Source organism: Enterobacter sp. 6722112 (assembly GCF_058661685.1).
Genome location: NZ_JBZWGR010000007.1, coordinates 3,408,626 through 3,426,537, shown reverse-complemented (window position 1 = coordinate 3,426,537; position 17,912 = coordinate 3,408,626). Strand labels below are relative to the sequence as shown.

Genomic DNA, 17,912 nt, shown 5'->3' with positions numbered 1-17,912 from the left:
GGTTGTCGGCATAACACGCTAAGTTGCACATTTCCTGTACCCTGGATACCCTGAGATTAATCCTAATAACTCAAGGGTGAGTATGGCTACCGGGAAGAGAAAGAACCAAAAGGAATCACCTGAAGAAGAGTTAGATCGCTTGCTGGGTGAGCTTGAACTCACAGAGGAGCAACGGGAGTTTATCGAATCCATGCGGGAGGATAAGGGCGATCCCAGTAGTGAGTAACGCTTGCCTTCAGCCGAGCGAATACGAATGGCCGCATAACGGCATTGTAAAGATCTCTTCTCCTCATGAGGGCTTTCCGTCAGCGTCGATGGCTCAGCGAACCGTGCCAGAAATTGTCCTGAAATGATGCGGTATTCAGACCGGATCGGACTACTATTCATTATGATTTATCAATGCATTATACCCTGACCATGTGCATGTAAAATCGCGGAGCCGGGAGAGTTGACGGCAATGTAAAAGAAATCATGAGGAAAGAAATATGGCTGCTACAAACGGTATGATTGATACTGATGACGCTGTAATTTTACTCATCGACCATCAGAGTGGCTTATTCAACACGGTACGTGATGTGCCTGTGCCAGACCTTCGTAACTATGTGACAGCGATTGCCAAAGTTGCCACGCTTTTAAATATCCCGGTGATCACCACGGCCTCTGTTCCTGACGGTCCCAATGGCCCGCTCATCCCGGAAATTCACAAATATGCACCCCATGCCGTGTATGTTCCACGCACCGGGCAGATTAATACCTGGGATAATCCGGCGTTTGTGAAGGAAGTGGAAAAGACGGGCAGAAAGACCCTGATTATTGCCGGCACGCTCACCAGCGTCTGCATGGCGTTCCCTGCGGTTAGCGCTGTCCAGGAGGGGTATAAGGTTTACTGTGTTGTGGATGCCTCGGGGAACTGGTCCAAAATCGCGACCGATACCACCATCGCGCGCGTGGCTCAGGCGGGGGCGATCCCTACCGATACGTTTGCCATTGTCGCTGAATTAATGAGAACCTGGAACCGCGCGGAAGGCTCTCGCTTTGCTGAGATCCTGGCAGAGCATGTCTGTCCGGAATATAAGTGCCTGATTGAAAGTTTCGGCAAAGCTCAGGAAATTGCCAGAACGGGCCCGGAAACCAATCTGGAGCATTATAAGTAAGTCCGGATAAATCTGTATAAAAGTTCCTGGATTTTATCGTCCTGTACCTGAACGTATTACAGGTGCAGGACGTAGCGGCGTCGTATTCCGGACGTCGCTGAATTGTCAGAGATATTAAGAGGGGCTGAACCGCGCATAATTTAAAATTAAACCCTCTTCCATTTTACGTCATCAGGCGCCCCTGTTATATCTGTCGGCCAATTTTTTATTTCCTGGATCGCAGATGAAAACACGACTCCTCCTGTGCGCGGGCTTATTTGCCGCCTCCAGTGCCCATGCCAGCGCCCTCTATTTTTATGAAGCCGGCACCGAAGATACCGCGCTTGCCGGAGCAGGGCAGGCGGCTCGTGCGCAGGACGCCTCGACAATCATGACCAACCCTGCTGGCATGACGCGCCTGCCGGATCATATGGTCACTGGCGGGTTACAGGTTATGGATGGCTCCATCGACAACCAGCTGGATAACCATGCCCATCAAAGCCCCGGCGACGTGATGAAAACCATCCCGAATGCCAGCGCCTTTTATAGCCAGAAGATAAACGATGATCTTTATGCCGGGATCGGGCTTTACGGTAATTACGGTCTGGGGATCGATTACGGTAGCTGGGCGGGCGACAGGCTGATTAAAAAAAGTACCCTGGTTGCAATGACGCTCAGTCCTTCACTGGCATACAAGCTCAACGACCGACTCTCAATAGGGGCGTCCGCCAACGTTAATTACGGTTATTTCTCGCTGACCCGCAACGTTAATGATAATGACTATCGGCAGCATGATGAGGACTGGGCCATGAGCTATCGGCTTGGGCTACTCATGCAACTGACCGACCAGACGCGAGCCGGTATTACATGGAACAGCGAGACGAACTATCGCTACTCTGTTGACGGCAAAGCTCGCATGCAGAATGGCGCCTACGACCTGCCGGTGTCGGCACAAATCAGCGCGCCGCAGCAAATCATGCTCAGTCTTGTGCATGATATTAACCCGCGGTGGTCGGTTATGGGCGATCTCGGCTGGCAGGACTGGAGCCAGTTCGGTGCCCCGCAAATCGTCGTTGGGGATCGGCAACTGAACAACGTCAGCCGCCTGAAGGATACGTGGCACGGCGCGGTGGGCGTGCAGTATCGTCCAACACCTCAGTGGCGACTGAATATCGGTGTGGCGTTCGACAGCTCGCCGTATGAGAGTCAGAGTGATGTGGCCTTAACTTTACCCACCGGGGATGAGTGGCGATTTGGCACGGGAGCCCAGTATCAGATCACCCCGGCCAGCAATATTGGTATTGCCGTGTCGTATCTTCATATGCAGTCGTCGCATGTGAAATCCCCGACGGCGTTTGCCGGAAGTTACGATCATCCTTATCTTTGGTTTGCCAGCGTCAACTACAGCTATCAGTTTTGATCGGCTAACCGCTTAAAATATATGGTCTATAATGGCAGATATTGAATGTCAGAAGGTTGTACCATGCATATTTTACCGCCTGTTCGACCCGAAAAATCCATCGAACGACTGACCGCCATCCTTGAGCCGATAGCGGAGAAAGTGCACGTTGTTCCGCGTAAACGACTCACCTGGTTACGGAAGGGGAAACAGCAGATGTACCTCTTTCTGGAAGGAGAGCTGTCCCTGCTGCGGGCTTCGGATGGACTGGTGGTAGTGACCGTTTACGAGCCGCATTTGTTTGGTATTGCAGAGATGATCCAGCCTACGCAGGGGCACCTTCTCCGTGCTGAAAGAGAGTCGACTATTTTACGTCTCGATGCGGACAAGGCGGCTGAGTTGTTTCGTGCCGAGGGCGTCTGGGAGGATGTCGCCGCGCTGCTCTCATACCATACGGCCTATTTAATATTCCGTGATGCCCAGGTACTCCAGCAGCGTACCTATTCCGTTATTCGTAACCACCTTCAGGAAATGATTTTGCTCCCGGAAGAGACGCGTTTGCGTACCACGATTCTGGAATATATCCAGGATCGTACGCTGCTCTCTCGCAGCAGTATACTCAATGTATTATCTGCCCTTAAGCAGGGGGAATATATCGCCTTTAAGCGCGGTGGATATCTGCTTGAGGTCAGACATTTACCCGAGTCATTCTAGCGGAAGTTTAAAATTAAACAGAAATGCAATTAACGCTACCGTTAATTTTCTATATCGTTTGCTTTCTCAGATTTAACATTATCAAGTAAACGGTATATTTATGAAAAAGACAGTTATCGCATTGATTATGGCTAATGCATTTACCGCCACTTCCGCGTTCGCCGCCGCTGATGCGGGCACCTGGTATAGCGGGGCGAAATTCGGCTGGTCTCACTATTTTGATACCAATATGGGTTCAAAAGCGTTTGAGAACACGCATTCCGATCACTTCGATTTTAACCATGATAATGTCGGCGGGGGTGTTTATACGGGTTATCAGATTACCCCATGGCTTGCGGTAGAAGGTGGTTATGATTATTTAGGTAACATGCAGATTAAAGGTCAGCATGGCGCCGGGGCGCAAATGAAGACGCAGGGGCTGCAAATGTCTCTGAAGGCCAGTTATGCCCTGACCAGTGACTGGGATATTTACGGCCGTGCCGGCGCAATGGGCTATCGCGCTGAATCCGATGTAAGTGGTCACAATCGTTTTGAAACCGGTGTGCGCCCGCTTGCAGCCGTGGGTACTGAATACGCTTTCAATAAAAACTGGGCGGGCCGCCTGGAATATCAGTGGGTAAGCAACGTGGGCAATGTTAACCAGATCGGCGTGAGCAGCGACCTGAGTTCCGTCACCGCAGGGCTTAGCTATCGCTTTGGTCAGTACGACTGATGCCCGTGATATGCCCATTAATAAAAACCCGGCTGCTTATGTTGCCGGGTTTTTTATTTTCAGCTGGTGAATAACGGTTCAAGAATGATATGAATATTTTGCAGGCCCGTGACATTATTATCTTTCAGGTATTGCTGATTAACCATATCTAACTGTTCCAGTTTGGTCAGCGAGGCATAGACGCGTTGAACGTCACTGTCCGCAACAAAAATTTCTTTTGCGGTGGTGTCTTGTAGATACTGTGATTTTACGCTGCGCGTTAAGGTCTCGAACTGCTGTTTATTTTCCTGATAAAGAGACGCGATATGCGATATCTGTGCCTGCGGCGGTTTTTCCCCCGGCAACACCAGTGGAATTTGCAGATGATTAATTTTTTCAACATTGTCTGGTTGGGGAGAACTACAGGCTGTTAATGTGCTGAGGGTTAATACAGCGAAAAAGAACGGCAGGCTCTTCATCGAATCACTCCGGGGAAATAACTGGACTCAGCATTATCCCTTAAGGACGCAGCGACGAAAGAATAAACTAATTTATTTATAAACGTTATCTCCATAGGTTAAAGATAAGCCTGGTGATAGCCTCCTTTCCCCCCATGTACCGCCAGCGTGAATATAACTCCTCGAGGAAGTATGAAATTTAAAACTCTCGTTAGTGCGATAGCCGTTGCTGGTCTGCTATTAGTGTCGTTGACCTCATTGCCTGTCCTGGCACAAAAGGAAGGGAAGGGAGCCACTGCCCATACGAAAGAGATGAATGATGCACTTTATGATCAACTGCCCTTCTTTGATAAGACGGATTTCCGAAATGCGCACAAAGGCTTTATTGCCCCGCTGCCACCCGCGGTGATTAAAGGCGAAAAAGGCGCCGTTATCTGGAACCCCCAGAAATACGCTTTTATCAAAGAAGGGCAAAAAGGGCCGGATACCGTCAACCCGAGCCTGTGGCGTCAGGCGCAGCTGAATAATATTGGCGGTCTGTTTGAGGTCACGGAAGGCGTCTACCAGATCCGTAACCTCGATCTGTCGAATATGACGGTTATAGAGGGCAAAGAGGGGATCACGGTTATCGATCCGCTGGTGTCTGCGGAAACGGCCAAAGCGGGCATGGATCTTTACGTTCAACATCGTGGCAAACGCCCGGTTGTTGCCGTTATTTATACCCATAGTCATGTCGATCATTATGGCGGCGTGCGTGGCGTAGTCGATGAAGCGGGAGTGATAACCGGCAAAGTGAAAGTCTATGCTCCAGCAGGTTTTATGGAAGAGGCGGTATCGGAAAATATCATGGCCGGAAATGCCATGAGCCGCCGTGCCAGTTATATCTACGGAAACCTGTTAAAGGCCAATGTAAAAGGTCAGGTAGGGGCGGGTCTGGGGACGACCACCTCAGCCGGGACGGTCACGCTTATCGCGCCCACTCACGCCATTACCGAAGACGGGCAGAAAGAGATCATCGACGGTCTCACCTATGATTTTATGCTGGCGCCGGGGTCGGAAGCGCCGTCTGAAATGCTCTGGTATGTGGAAGAGAAAAAGCTGATTGAAGCAGCGGAGAACGTCACTCACACCCTGCACAATACTTACTCGCTGCGCGGGGCGAAAATACACGATCCGCTGGCATGGTCAAAATACATCAATAACGCTCTCGATCGTTGGGGGGATAAAGCGGAAATTATAATCGCGCAGCACCACTGGCCCACATGGGGTAATAAGAAAGTGGTGAAGCTGATGAAAAGCCAGCGTGATATCTACCGCTATATCAACGACCAGACGCTGAGGCTGGCGAATAAAGGGCTGACGAGGGATGAGATAGCCGCTAATTTCGCCCTGCCTTATGGGCTGGCAAAATCCTGGGCAGGCCGTGGCTATTACGGCTCGGTAAGCAACAATGTCAAAGCCACCTATGTCTACTATCTTGGCTGGTTCGACGGCAATCCGGCGACGCTCAATGAACTGCCTCCGGTCGAGGCGGCGAAAAAATATGTCGATTACATGGGCGGAGCCCGCGCGATCCTTGAAAAAGCCCGGGTTGATTATGCCCGGGGAAATTACCGCTGGGTGGCGCAGGTGATGAATAAAGTCGTTTTTGCCGATCCCAATAATAAGGCGGCGCGCGAACTGGAAGCGGACGCGTTTGAACAGCTGGGATACCAGGCTGAGTCAGGACCCTGGCGTAACGCCTACCTCACCGGTGCGCAGGCGTTGCGTAACGGCGTGAAGAGGATGCCGACGCCCAATACCGCCAGCCCGGATGCGGTCCGTGCCATGTCGACTGAGATGATTTTTGACTACTTCGGCGTTCACCTTAACGGCGTCAGAGCCGCGAATGCCAGAGGGATTTTTAACGTTGATCTGGGTCGCGAGGGCGGCAAGTACAAGCTGGAGCTGGAGAATGGCGTGCTGAACCATAGCGCCAACGCTCAGGCAGAAGATCCGGATGCAACCATTACGCTCAGCCGCGAAACGCTGAATAAAATCATCCTCAAAGAGACCACGTTGAAAAAGGCGCAACAGGCAGGAGAGGTGACGATCGTCGGCAATGCCGCGAAGGTAAACGAAATGCTGCGCTGCATGGAGAGCTTCAGCTTCTGGTTTCCTGTCGTCACCCCTTAAACGTAAAAAAGGCTGCTTTCGCAGCCCTTTAGCTTTCGCCTGCAACAATTTGCCGGGTGGCAGCTTCGCCTTACCCGGCCTACACTCTGCGCGCCTTGAGCGCTAGATGACGCCATCCCCGCCGTCTGAACACCACACCTGCCCGGAGGTGTATGAACACTCATCCGAGGCCAGGGTGACATACAGCGGTGCGATCTCCACGGGCTGTCCCGGGCGTCCCAGAGGGGTACTCTCGCCAAAATGTTTCACTTTTTCCTGTGGCTGCCCACCGCTGGGCTGAAGCACGGTCCAGTAAGGTCCCGGCGCTACCGCGTTCACGCGGATCCCCTTCGGTCCCAGCTGTTTCGCCAGCGCTTTGGTGAACACCGCCAGACAGGCTTTGGTCTGCGCATAGTCAAGCAGTACGGCGCTCGGTTTCACCGCCTGTACAGATGAGGTGTTAATGATGGAGGCGGGGGCTTTCATGTGGCGCAACGCCGCCTTTGTGATCCAGAAAGGCGCATAGACGTTGGTCTTAAAGGTCGCGTCAAAATCTTCCGTGGTCAGTTCTTCCAGCGACTCACGGTACTGCTGGCGGCCTGCGTTATTCACCAGGATATCCAGCCCGCCCAGTTTTGAGACGGCCTGCTCCACAAGGCTCTGACAAAAAGTTTCGTCCCGCACATCGCCCGGAAGCGCGACGGCATTCCGTCCTTCCGCTTTAATCAGGGCGATGACTTCCGCTGCGTCTTCTTCCTCTTCCGGCAAATAGTTAATCGCGACATCTGCCCCTTCGCGGGCATAGGCAATGGCTACCGCGCGTCCTATGCCGGAATCGCCCCCGGTAATTAGCGCCTTCTTACCGGCAAGACGACCATGCCCTTTGTAGCTCTTCTCGCCGTGGTCGGGTACGGGTTCCATCTCTGAGGCCAGGCCCGGTGGCGTCTGAGGCTGCTCCGGGAAAGGTGGCGTTGGGTAAGCGTTCGTACGTTGTTCATTATCACTCATAGCTAACTCCTTGTTAGGGGTGAGATTTGATGGATAGTTACAGCGTTAACGCTTCGCTGAATTATTTTTGCAAGTGGCTGACCCGCACTACGGGTGGGGATGATTTTTTATCGAGCGAGCCGCTAATACTGATCATGTTGTCAGGTTCCACGGTTCTGTCGTCAAATACGGCTTTCGGGATAATAACGTCGATTTTCCCGGTTTTATCCTGGAAAACGTATTTATCGCCATTGCCATCAATAAGATTGCCGCGCAATGAAATAGAGGCACCATCATGCATCTCTTTGGCCTGAGTAATGGTCATAATGCGCGCATCATCGGTACCACGATAACCGCTGTCCAGCGCATGCGGCGGTGGCGGCGCGTCACCCTTTTGTAACCCGCCGTTATTATCTGCCCATGCAGTAGGGATAATTAATATTAACAAGGCTGAAATCACTGATAATTTCATCTGATATCCTTCATTTTGGATGTCTTGACTTATTAAGTATTGTTGCTATTCCTTTATGTGGCAAATGTGATAAGTCTTAAAAGCATTTGCACAGGAAAATCATAAATTTCGGCAATTAAGCGAAACGGTGACCACAGCCATGGAACCAAAAAATGAAAAAGTGCCTGGGATAAAAGAGAGTAGCCGTTTACTGACGTTTGAGTATGCATTTCGCCAGGTGGGTTTTATTGTGCTGTTAGGGAAGGTGCGAATAAGCGGGGAAATTCTTCTCGGCTGACTCAGTCATTTCATTTCTTCATGTTTGAGCCGTTTTTTCTCCCGTAAATGCCTTGAATCAGCCTATTTAGACCGTTTCTTCGCCATTTAAGGCGTTATTCCCAGTTTTTAGTGAGATCTCTCCCACTGACGTATCATTTGGTCCGCCCGAAACAGGTTGGCCAGCGTGAATAACATCGCCAGTTGGTTATCGTTTTTCAGCAACCCCTTGTATCTGGCTTTCACGAAGCCGAACTGTCGCTTGATGATGCGAAATGGGTGCTCCACCCTGGCCCGGATGCTGGCTTTCATGTATTCGATGTTGATGGCCGTTTTGTTCTTGCGTGGATGCTGTTTCAAGGTTCTTACCTTGCCGGGGCGCTCGGCGATCAGCCAGTCCACATCCACCTCGGCCAGCTCCTCGCGCTGTGGCGCCCCTTGGTAGCCGGCATCGGCTGAGACAAATTGCTCCTCTCCATGCAGCAGATTACCCAGCTGATTGAGGTCATGCTCGTTGGCCGCGGTGGTGACCAGGCTGTGGGTCAGGCCACTCTTGGCATCGACACCAATGTGGGCCTTCATGCCAAAGTGCCACTGATTGCCTTTCTTGGTCTGATGCATCTCCGGATCGCGTTGCTGCTCTTTGTTCTTGGTCGAGCTGGGTGCCTCAATGATGGTGGCATCGACCAAGGTGCCTTGAGTCATCATGACGCCTGCTTCGGCCAGCCAGCGATTGATGGTCTTGAACAATTGGCGGGCCAGTTGATGCTGCTCCAGCAGGTGGCGGAAATTCATGATGGTGGTGCGGTCAGGCAAGGCGCTATCCAGGGATAACCGGGCAAACAGACGCATGGAGGCGATTTCGTACAGAGCATCTTCCATCGCGCCATCGCTCAGGTTGTACCAATGCTGCATGCAGTGAATGCGTAGCATGGTTTCCAGCGGATAAGGTCGCCGGCCATTACCAGCCTTGGGGTAAAACGGCTCGATGACTTCCACCATGTTTTGCCATGGCAGAATCTGCTCCATGCGGGAGAGGAAAATCTCTTTTCTGGTCTGACGGCGCTTACTGCTGAATTCACTGTCGGCGAAGGTAAGTTGATGACTCATGATGAACCCTGTTCCATGGCTCCAGATGACAAACATGATCTCATATCAGGGACTTGTTCGCACCTTCCTTAGCTATTATCGTGGCCGCGATAGCCGGCCTGTTTTCCAGCGGCGCGGTCAGCGACGTGGAGAAAACAAACGAAGCAAAATCCCTGACCCTGAGCTATGAGCGCTTCGGTCGCCGCCAGACCGAATCGCGGATGGCACTGACGTTTCCGGTGACGTCTGAGGGGAAATATACCCTCAGCATGACCAGCGAAAGCAGCGACGCGTATGAGCCAGGCAGCGTCTGGCCACAGCCGGACAGCATGTACAGCCGGGGGAATACCCTGTTTCTCGTCTACGATCGTTTACAACAGACCGATAAATTTACCGTTTTGTTATTTATCACGCCGTCAAAAGCAGGGAAGTGGACAAACAGTATCCGCGTAAACAACGAGCCAGATATCCATTTCTGGCAGTTTATTTACCCCTAGGAGTCGAATATGGACATGGTTTTTCGTGCCCTGGCAATTTACCTGTTTCTGGTCATTGTGTTTAAAGTTGCCGGGCGACGCGCTCTGCTACAAATGACCAGTTTTGACCTTATTTTGCTCTTAATTATCAGTGAGGCGACACAACAGGCGCTGCTTGGCGAAGATTTCTCCGTCACCGGCGCGATGATTACAATAACGACGCTGGTGGTTGTGGATATTATTTTTGGCCTGCTGAAAAAATATTTTTCCACTGTCGAAAATATTCTTGATGGCACGCCGGTGATATTGGTGGAGAACGGTGTTCCCCTTGCCGATAAACTGAAAAAGGTCGATGTATCCTGTGATGATATATTGGTATCAGCCCGCCAGAATCACGGTATTACAGAATTGAAGGAGATTAAATACGCTATTCTTGAGCGTAATGGTCATATTTCTATTATTCCTGACGAAAATTAAGGGGCAACGCGATGAGCAACCTTATTCACGACAGCAACAGCACCATCAGCGAGCTGACGAAAAAGCTCGCCACTCAGCTTACGGACAGAGGTTTGCGGTTAACCACCGCAGAGTCCTGTACCGGCGGCAATCTCGCTGTTGCGCTTTGTGCCGAAGAGAACACGGCGGAATTTTATGACGTTGGCATGGTGGTGTTCAGCGATGCGGCGAAGGAGAGGATCCTCGGCGTGCGGCACGAAACCATTGAGCGCTTCACCGCCGTCAGTGAACAAACGGTGACCGAGATGGCCGCTAAAATTCGCGAAATTGCCGAGGCGGATATCGGCCTTGCCATCAGCGGCTATGCGGGACCGGAAGGCGGCGACGATGGCACCGCAGCCGGTACGGTCTGCTTCGGCTGGAATATTTGCGGACAGACCGAAACCTGCACCGTGCTGTTTTCCGGTGAATGTCAGGATGTGGTGGATAAAGCGGTGCGTTATTCCCTGTCTGAACTGATCGAAATACTCTCCGGCTGGGATAACGTCTGAAACAAGGGGAAAGGCTATGGCTGTGATCGTTATTACCGGCGGTACGGCGGGCGTGGGGAAAGCCACGGCGCTGCACTTTGCCAAAGCGGGCTACGATGTGGGCATCATTGCCCGCGACGAGCAGAGCCTGCGCTCCACAGAAGAGGAGTTGCGCCGTTTTGGGATCAACGCCCGTGCCGTTCAGGCCGACGTGGCCGACAGCAAGGCGGTGACCGATGCTGCTAACGAGATTGAATACCGGCTTGGGGCCATCGATGTGTGGGTGAATAACGCTATGGGCGGGATGCTGGCGCCGTTTCGCACCATGTCCCCGGAGGAGTTTCGCCGCGTCACCGAGGTGACCTATCTGGGCTATGTTAACGGCACCCGCGCCGCGCTGGAGTTAATGACCCCACGCGATCGCGGAACGATTATTCAGGTTGGCTCCGCGCTGGCCTACCGTTCCATTCCCTTGCAGTCAGCCTACTGCGGGGCGAAAGCCGCAATCCGCGGATTTACCGATGCTGTGCGCACCGAACTGATGCATGAAAACAGCCGGGTGCAGATCGCAATGGTACAGATGCCGGGCCTCAATACGCCGCAGTTCGAGTGGGCGAGGAATAAATTTGCCTGGGCGATGCGCCCGGTTCCTCCCGTTTTTCAGCCGGAAGTAGCTGCCAGCGCTATTTTTAAGGTGGCGCAGAAACCGGTGCGGGAACTGTGGGTGGGCAGCAGCACCGTCCAGTCGATTGTCGGGCAATTTCTTTTCCCCGGCTTTCTGGATCGGCTGATGGTTAAAAAGGCCTGGGAAGGGCAGATGACCGATACGTTAAATGCGGATGACCGTCAGGACTATCTGGATCAGCCGGTTAACGACCTGCATAAAATCCACGGGCACTTCACCGACGAAGCAAAAGAGCGCGCTATCAGCGTCACCTCCGGCATGCCGGGGAAAGTGCTGCTCGGCTCCCTTGCCGTCACGGGCGCGATCGTGGCCCGTCTGCTGCTCTCGCGGAGACGATAATCAGCGCAGTGCGGTACGATCGGTCCAGAACCAGCGGTAGCCATAGCCGCTGAGGTTAAGCGCGACGGTTTTGCCGCACACCAGCGCGTCGTCGTAACGTTTGTCCGCCAGGCAGGCGGTCCAGGTCGCATGCCGGATCCCTCTGGCGGTAAAATTAACGGGCTTATCGCTGAAGTTAACGAAGGTCAGAATGCTGCGCGTGTCGGTTTCGTAATAGATCCCCAGTACCGCATCGCTGTCGATATTAATAAGACGAAACGGCGCGACGCCGATCTCAGGGAATTCCGAGCGCGTATTGGCGATATCGATAATGCAGTGCAGGAGTGAGTTGCGGTGCAACAGCGAATCCGCCACGTTGATTTTTTGATAGCGGTACGGGCCGTGGTCAATCATCGGGGCGACAAAAGTTTCCGGGTCGGCATCTGAGAAACCGCCGCCTTGCGATCCGGCCCACTGCATCGGGGTGCGTACGGCGTAACGCTCCTCAAGATCCAAATCATCCCCCATGCCAATCTCATCCCCGTAGCGCATGACCGGTACGCCCGGTAGCGAAAACAAGACCGCATGGCAAAAGGCCAGCCGCTTTCGATCGCCATTAAGCATCGGCGCCAGACGGCGGCGGATACCTCGCTGATACACACTCATCTCTTCGTCAGGGGCAAAGGTATCGATGACGGTCTGCTTCGCTTTTTTTCCTATCCCTTCCAGATCCAGCTCATCATGATTGCGCAGCCAGTTGGCGAAGCAGCAGGAGTCCGGTGGCACAATCATCTTCTTCACCGCGTTGCGCAGCGGTCGTGCGCTCTTCTCTGCCAGGCTGACGTAAAAGTACTTATTGAGCCAGAAATTCAGCACCAGGTTGAGCCGGTCGTTCTGACCAAAATAATCTTTGTAGGCCTCGACCTCCACGTCGACTTCGCCGAGCAGGATCGCGTCCGGGTTACGCTGCCCGATAAGACGGCGCAGATGCTCCAGGATCCACAGGCCGCGTTTTTCATCCCCACGTCCGGCCTGTTTTGTCAGGTGCGATGCCGCATCCAGGCGAAAGCCCGACACCCCGAGCTTTAGCCAGAAGATGATGATGTTCTCAATCTCCTTTAGCACCGCAGGGGAGGCGAGATTGAGATCCGGCTCGTGGTGATAAAACATATGCCGGTAGTATTGCCCCGCCTCGTCGTCCCATGTCCAGATGCTCTTCTCCACGCCGGGGAACATCGGCGGCGTATCGTCGTCGTCCGTGTCGGACCACAGGTAATAGTCACGGTAGGGTGACTGGGGGTTGCGGCGGGCCTGTTGAAACCAGGGATGCGCATCCGAGGTATGCTGGATCAGCAGCTCAATAATGACCTGCATCCCCAGCTCCCGCGCCTGTTCAATAAAGGCGATGATATCGTTGAGCTTGCCGAAGCGGGGATCGACCTGCAAATGGTCGCTCACGTCATAGCCTTCATCGAGAAAAGGCGTGAGGTAAAACGGGGTGATCCAGATAACCGTCGCGCCCATCCGACGGATGTAGCGCAGCTTCGCGGTGATTCCGGCGATGTCGCCACAGCCATCGCCGTTAAGATCGTAAAACAGGGCGGTATCAATCTGGTAAATAATGGCGCGTGTATGCCAGCCTGCCATAGCAATCCTTAATGATAACCTTCGGTATCAGACACTTTGCCCCGGAAGACGTAATAGCTCCAGGCGGTATAAACCAGGATCACCGGGATGATTAACAGCGTACCAATCAGCATAAACAGCTGGCTGGCAGGCGGCGCGGCGGCTTCCCACAGGGTGATGTGTGGCGGAATAATGTGTGGCCACAGGCTGATGCCCAGGCCGCTAAAGCCGAGGAAGATCAGGCCCAGCGTTAACAGGAACGGACGGGCATGGCTGTCGGGATTGCGCGTCAGCCGCCAGATCCACAGGCTGAATACCGCCACCAGAACCGGAACTGGCAGGAACCAGAAGAAGTTAGGCAGAGTAAACCAGCGCTCGGCGACAAACTGCCAGCCGAGCGGGGTCCAGATACTTACCACCGCAATAACGGCGATCAGCGCCAGCAGCACATGGCGGGTCAGCTCGCGCATCCGGTTTTGCAGCGCGCCTTCGCTTTTCATGATCAGCCACGTGGTAGCCAGCAGGGTATAGGCGACAATTAAGCCCAGCCCGCAGAACAGATTAAACGGGGTGAACCAGTCCAGCGAGGAGCCCACAAAGCGACGCCCTTCCACGTCAAAGCCGTTGATCATCGCGCCAACCACGATCCCCTGGCTGAAGGTTGCCAGCAGGGAACCGCCGGCAAAGGAGTAGTCCCAGAATTTGCGGTGTGAAGGGGTCGCCTTAAAGCGAAACTCAAACGCCACGCCGCGGAAAATAAGCCCGATCAGCATGGCCGTCAGCGGGATGGTCAGGGCATCGATTATTACCGCGTAGGCCAGCGGAAACGCGCCGAACAACCCTGCGCCGCCGAGGACCAGCCAGGTTTCATTTCCGTCCCAGACCGGGGCGACGCTGTTCACCATCACGTCGCGCTCTTTGGCATCGCCCACAAAGCTGAACAGCATGCCGATACCGAGATCGAAACCGTCCATGATGATGTACATCAGCGTGGCGAAGACAATAATGGCAAACCAGATGACCGGGATATCGACGCCCATCAGATCTTCTCCTCTTCCGGAACAGACTCGGCGGCGGACAGCGGACGGGCAGGGGTGCCCGATGTATTAGACGTTAGCGTGCCCACAGGCTGCGGACCTTTCTTAATCAACCGGGCGAGATACACATAACCCACGCCAAATACCGAACAGTAGACCACGATAAAGGCCAGCAGGCTGATGCTCATCTGCAACGTACTGTGCAGAGACACCGCATCTATCGTGCGCAGATAGCCGTAAACGACCCACGGCTGGCGGCCCACTTCGGTGGTGACCCACCCGGCGAGCAGCGCGAGCAGTCCGGCAGGCCCCATACAGAGGGCAAACCAGTGGAATGGCCGCGAGTGATAGAGTCGACGGCGATAGCGCAGCCAGACGCTCAGCACGCCAAGGGTAATCATCAGCAGCCCCATGCCGACCATAATGCGGAAGGACCAGAAGACGATGAGCGAGTTAGGGCGGTCCTCTTTCGGGAAATCCTTCAGCGCCGGGACCTGTTTATCCAGGCTGTGCGTCAGGATCAGGCTGCCGAGCGCGGGAATTTCAAGCCCGTATTTGGTGCGCTCCTCTTCCATATCCGGTACGCCAAACAGCAGCAGCGGGGTGGCCTCGCCGGGCGGGTTTTCCCAGTGGCCTTCAATCGCGGCGATTTTGGCAGGCTGGTGCTCAAGCGTATTCAGGCCGTGCATATCCCCAACCACGGCCTGAATGGGCGCGACCAGCAGCGCCATCCACATGGCCATGGAGAACATTGTGCGAATAGCGGGCGTATCGTTACCGCGCAGCAGATGCCATGCCCCGGATGCGCCCACAAACAAGGCGCTGCACAGGAAGGCGGCGATGGACATATGGATCAGGCGGTAAGGGAATGAGGGGTTAAAGATAATGGCCAGCCAGTCTTCGGGAATGACCTGACCGTTCTGAATACTGAAGCCCTGCGGGGTGTGCATCCAGCTGTTGGAGGCGAGGATCCAGAAAGTGGACATCAGCGTGCCCAGCGCCACCATGCAGGTGGCAAAGAAGTGCAGGCCGGGGCCGACCTTGTTCCAGCCGAACAGCATCACGCCTAAGAAACCAGCTTCCAGGAAGAAGGCGGTTAGTACTTCATAGGTGAGCAGAGGGCCGGTTATGCTGCCTGCGAACTGGGAAAAGCCGCTCCAGTTAGTCCCAAACTGGTAAGCCATGACCAGCCCGGAAACCACGCCCATACCAAAGTTGACGGCGAAAATTTTCAGCCAGAAATGGTATAGCGAGCGCCAGACATCATTTTTGGTGCGAAGCCACATGCCTTCGAGAACCACCAGATAGCTCGCAAGCCCGATGGTGATCGCCGGGAAGAGAATATGAAAAGAGACGGTAAAGGCGAACTGTATCCTGGCCAGATGAAACGCATCAAGCTCGAACATGCTCCGTACCTCTGGAACTGATAGCGCACAAGGCATTGCCAGACAGCCTCAGGCTGCCTGGCAAAACCGGTTACGGTTTTTTCTTACCTGCGCCAAGCTCGGCACCGGTAAGCGGATCGGCATTAGGGTCGGATTTCGTGCGTGCGCACATCGCTTTGACCAGCGTTTCCTGCTCTGTAGTGAGCGTTACGCTTGCGCCGCCGTCACCGCCATCGACCGCTGGCTGAGGAGATTCCACGTAGTCGAAGTGCTTATCGCTGTTCCAGCTGCCGCGAACTTCTCCCCCCTCAGACATATTGTAGTACTTGTTGGTGTACTCTTCGATTGGCGGCAATTTACCCGGTGGGAAATTGTTACGGATCGACTGGAGCGCCTTCTCAAACGAGAGCTGGTGTGCTGCCTCACGCGTCATTAAAAACGCAAGCGCATCTTTAACACCCGGATCGTCCGTTACGTTAATAAGCCGTTCGTAGATAATTTTGGCGCGCGCCTCGGCCGCTATGTTAGAGCGCAGATCCGCGGTCGGTTCGCCAATGGTATCCACGTACGCCGCCGTCCACGGTACGCCTGCGGAGTTAGTAAGCGGAGTACCGCCGCCGTAGAGCAGGGAGGTGATATGACTGTCGTTGCCGTTCTCGGTCATGGAGCGGTACAGTTCCGCTTCATTTTCAACGCCTTCCGCCAGTTCGCCTTTCGCACCCTTATTGAGCATACCCACCAGGGTGCCGATAATTTCCAGGTGACTTAACTCCTCGGTCGCGATATCCATCAGCATATCTTTACGACCGGGATCGTCGTCGCTTAATCCTTGCGTAAAGTAACGACATGCCGCGGCAAGTTCGCCCTGTGGCCCGCCAAACTGCTCAAGCAGAAGATTGGCCAGGCCCGGATTCGGTTCGGCTACGCGTACCGTGTATTGCAGCTGCTTTACGTGTCGAAACATACATTCTCCCTCTTTCGTTATTTTTTAGCTTCAACGCCGTCCGCGTCGGAGCGCAGCAGGAACTGTTCCGTCGTTTGTGGAATATGCTGGAGCAGCCAGTCTGCCATCTGGCGCTCTTCTTCCAGAATGGATTCAAGGGCTGGAATGGAGGCGGTATCGCCTGCTTGTTTGGCCGCAGCCAGCAGAGAGGTGTAGCAGGCAATTTCAAACTGCTCAAAAACGTAGCCGCTGATGGAGCCTTTAACAATTTCGTCGGAAGGGAACATGCCGCCAATGGACTGGCCGAGCGCCGCCATTTTACTCATGGAATCTTTTATGACCGAACGGGAAATATCATTGCGGTCGAGAATTTCTTCCAGCACGGTAATTTGGTGTTTAGTTTCATTAACGTGTTGTTCAATTCGTGCACGTAAGTCGGGATAATTATCAATACGGCTGGCCATTGATTCCAGCATGGATTCGGCTTGCTTTTCCATCGCATGGGCATCGCGTAGCCAATCATGGTAGTGTTCTACATGATTCATAATTAACTCCTGTGATTTATTTTTGGTTAATTTTTGGTGCTGATGCTCATCAGATATTAATTATCCTTTCTGGGCTTTTTGATTAATATTACCGACAGCCAGATCGGTTAATTTGAGATCGGTTTCTTTTTCTTCTTCCAGCGTTTCGGCAAGAAGTTTAACGGCTTTTTTATAGCCTAATTGTTCAGCCAGGGTGGCCAGGGTGCCGTAGCTGGCAATTTCGTAATGTTCAACTTTCTGAGCTGCGGCAATTAATGCAGCGTCACGCACTTCATTTTTCTCAGTGCTCTCAATAACTTCGTTGGCTTCTTCAATTAAGCCTTCCATCGCAACGCATTTCATGCGCTTCAGTTTGAGACCGGATTCCTGCTCAATAATCTGATCGATACGTTCGATCTGTCCCTGCGTCTCTTCGAGGTGAGCCGTGAACGCGGCACTCAGCTTCTCGCTGGATGCGGCGCGAGCTAATTTGCTTAGCGCGCGGGTCAGCTGCTTCTCAGCGCTGTAGGTGTCGGATAACAGGTGAATAAATACATCTTCAACAGTTTTCATATTCATA

General features: G+C 53.4%; 20 protein-coding genes. 10 read left to right on the top strand and 10 right to left on the bottom strand.

Annotated features, from left to right (window positions below):
- Window positions 1-82: 82 nt before the first annotated feature.
- The 5 genes from AC4OVU_RS17800 (at window position 83) to AC4OVU_RS17780 (ending at window position 3,958) form a co-directional block, all read left to right on the top strand.
- Window positions 83-226, top strand: coding sequence for a hypothetical protein (locus AC4OVU_RS17800; RefSeq protein ID WP_181419208.1), 144 nt, complete (start codon window positions 83-85; stop codon window positions 224-226).
- Between the two features lie 259 nt (window positions 227-485).
- On the top strand, window positions 486-1,154 hold the full coding sequence (locus AC4OVU_RS17795) for an isochorismatase family protein (RefSeq protein ID WP_023295377.1): 669 nt from the start codon (window positions 486-488) through the stop codon (window positions 1,152-1,154).
- A gap of 223 nt (window positions 1,155-1,377) precedes the next feature.
- Window positions 1,378-2,553, top strand: coding sequence for an OmpP1/FadL family transporter (locus AC4OVU_RS17790; protein ID WP_063150902.1), 1,176 nt, complete (start codon window positions 1,378-1,380; stop codon window positions 2,551-2,553).
- Window positions 2,554-2,616: 63 nt separating this feature from the next.
- Window positions 2,617-3,246, top strand: a complete 630-nt coding sequence (locus AC4OVU_RS17785) for a winged helix-turn-helix transcriptional regulator (RefSeq protein ID WP_015571785.1) — start codon at window positions 2,617-2,619, stop codon at window positions 3,244-3,246.
- A 100-nt stretch (window positions 3,247-3,346) separates the two neighbouring features.
- On the top strand, window positions 3,347-3,958 hold the full coding sequence (locus AC4OVU_RS17780) for an outer membrane beta-barrel protein (RefSeq protein WP_023295375.1): 612 nt from the start codon (window positions 3,347-3,349) through the stop codon (window positions 3,956-3,958).
- 59 nt (window positions 3,959-4,017) lie between these two features.
- Here the strand turns inward: AC4OVU_RS17780 and AC4OVU_RS17775 are convergent, their stop codons facing one another.
- Window positions 4,018-4,416 carry a hypothetical protein gene (locus AC4OVU_RS17775; protein WP_110292280.1) on the bottom strand — a complete coding sequence of 133 codons (399 nt, stop codon included), beginning with the start codon at window positions 4,414-4,416 and terminating at the stop codon, window positions 4,018-4,020.
- A 171-nt stretch (window positions 4,417-4,587) separates the two neighbouring features.
- On the opposite strand from AC4OVU_RS17775, the gene AC4OVU_RS17770 reads away from it, so the two are divergent.
- Window positions 4,588-6,570 (top strand): alkyl/aryl-sulfatase, encoded by a 1,983-nt coding sequence (locus AC4OVU_RS17770; protein ID WP_110292281.1) that lies wholly within the window; start codon window positions 4,588-4,590, stop codon window positions 6,568-6,570.
- A gap of 102 nt (window positions 6,571-6,672) precedes the next feature.
- On the opposite strand, the gene AC4OVU_RS17765 is transcribed toward AC4OVU_RS17770, so the two are convergent.
- From AC4OVU_RS17765 to AC4OVU_RS17755, 3 genes are all read right to left on the bottom strand, one after another.
- Window positions 6,673-7,557: an SDR family oxidoreductase gene (locus AC4OVU_RS17765; RefSeq protein ID WP_023295372.1), complete on the bottom strand. Its 885-nt coding sequence runs from the start codon at window positions 7,555-7,557 to the stop codon at window positions 6,673-6,675.
- A 61-nt stretch (window positions 7,558-7,618) separates the two neighbouring features.
- Entirely contained in the window at window positions 7,619-8,008 is a 390-nt protein-coding gene (locus AC4OVU_RS17760) for a YdeI family stress tolerance OB fold protein (RefSeq protein WP_003862868.1), read from the bottom strand.
- A gap of 384 nt (window positions 8,009-8,392) precedes the next feature.
- On the bottom strand, window positions 8,393-9,373 hold the full coding sequence (locus tag AC4OVU_RS17755) for an IS5-like element IS5 family transposase (protein WP_000019403.1): 981 nt from the start codon (window positions 9,371-9,373) through the stop codon (window positions 8,393-8,395).
- A gap of 53 nt (window positions 9,374-9,426) precedes the next feature.
- On the opposite strand from AC4OVU_RS17755, the gene AC4OVU_RS17750 reads away from it, so the two are divergent.
- The 4 genes from AC4OVU_RS17750 to AC4OVU_RS17735 are packed head-to-tail and all read left to right on the top strand — an operon-like array spanning window position 9,427 to window position 11,838.
- On the top strand, window positions 9,427-9,849 hold the full coding sequence (locus tag AC4OVU_RS17750) for a hypothetical protein (RefSeq protein ID WP_491928760.1): 423 nt from the start codon (window positions 9,427-9,429) through the stop codon (window positions 9,847-9,849).
- 9 nt (window positions 9,850-9,858) lie between these two features.
- Entirely contained in the window at window positions 9,859-10,305 is a 447-nt protein-coding gene (locus AC4OVU_RS17745; RefSeq protein ID WP_006811854.1) for a DUF421 domain-containing protein, read from the top strand.
- Between the two features lie 11 nt (window positions 10,306-10,316).
- Window positions 10,317-10,835, top strand: a complete 519-nt coding sequence (locus tag AC4OVU_RS17740) for a 2-oxo-tetronate isomerase (protein WP_110292282.1) — start codon at window positions 10,317-10,319, stop codon at window positions 10,833-10,835.
- 16 nt (window positions 10,836-10,851) lie between these two features.
- Entirely contained in the window at window positions 10,852-11,838 is a 987-nt protein-coding gene (locus tag AC4OVU_RS17735) for an SDR family oxidoreductase (protein ID WP_015571781.1), read from the top strand.
- Here AC4OVU_RS17735 and AC4OVU_RS17730 read toward each other — a convergent pair whose 3' ends face one another.
- From AC4OVU_RS17730 to AC4OVU_RS17705, 6 genes are all read right to left on the bottom strand, one after another.
- A complete protein-coding gene (locus AC4OVU_RS17730) occupies window positions 11,839-13,464 on the bottom strand; it encodes an alpha-amylase family protein (RefSeq protein WP_017382873.1) in 1,626 nt (541 codons plus the stop codon). It abuts the gene before it with no gap.
- Between the two features lie 8 nt (window positions 13,465-13,472).
- Entirely contained in the window at window positions 13,473-14,483 is a 1,011-nt protein-coding gene (gene cydB, locus AC4OVU_RS17725; protein ID WP_015571779.1) for a cytochrome d ubiquinol oxidase subunit II, read from the bottom strand.
- Window positions 14,483-15,886 carry a cytochrome ubiquinol oxidase subunit I gene (locus AC4OVU_RS17720; protein WP_017382872.1) on the bottom strand — a complete coding sequence of 468 codons (1,404 nt, stop codon included), beginning with the start codon at window positions 15,884-15,886 and terminating at the stop codon, window positions 14,483-14,485. The genes cydB and AC4OVU_RS17720 overlap by 1 nt, the downstream gene beginning before the upstream one ends.
- 70 nt (window positions 15,887-15,956) lie before the next feature.
- A complete protein-coding gene (locus AC4OVU_RS17715) occupies window positions 15,957-16,829 on the bottom strand; it encodes a manganese catalase family protein (protein WP_015571777.1) in 873 nt (290 codons plus the stop codon).
- A 17-nt stretch (window positions 16,830-16,846) separates the two neighbouring features.
- Window positions 16,847-17,353, bottom strand: coding sequence for a ferritin-like domain-containing protein (locus AC4OVU_RS17710; protein ID WP_017382870.1), 507 nt, complete (start codon window positions 17,351-17,353; stop codon window positions 16,847-16,849).
- A 60-nt stretch (window positions 17,354-17,413) separates the two neighbouring features.
- On the bottom strand, window positions 17,414-17,911 hold the full coding sequence (locus tag AC4OVU_RS17705; RefSeq protein WP_003862851.1) for a YciE/YciF ferroxidase family protein: 498 nt from the start codon (window positions 17,909-17,911) through the stop codon (window positions 17,414-17,416).
- Between the last annotated feature and the right edge of the window lies 1 nt (window position 17,912).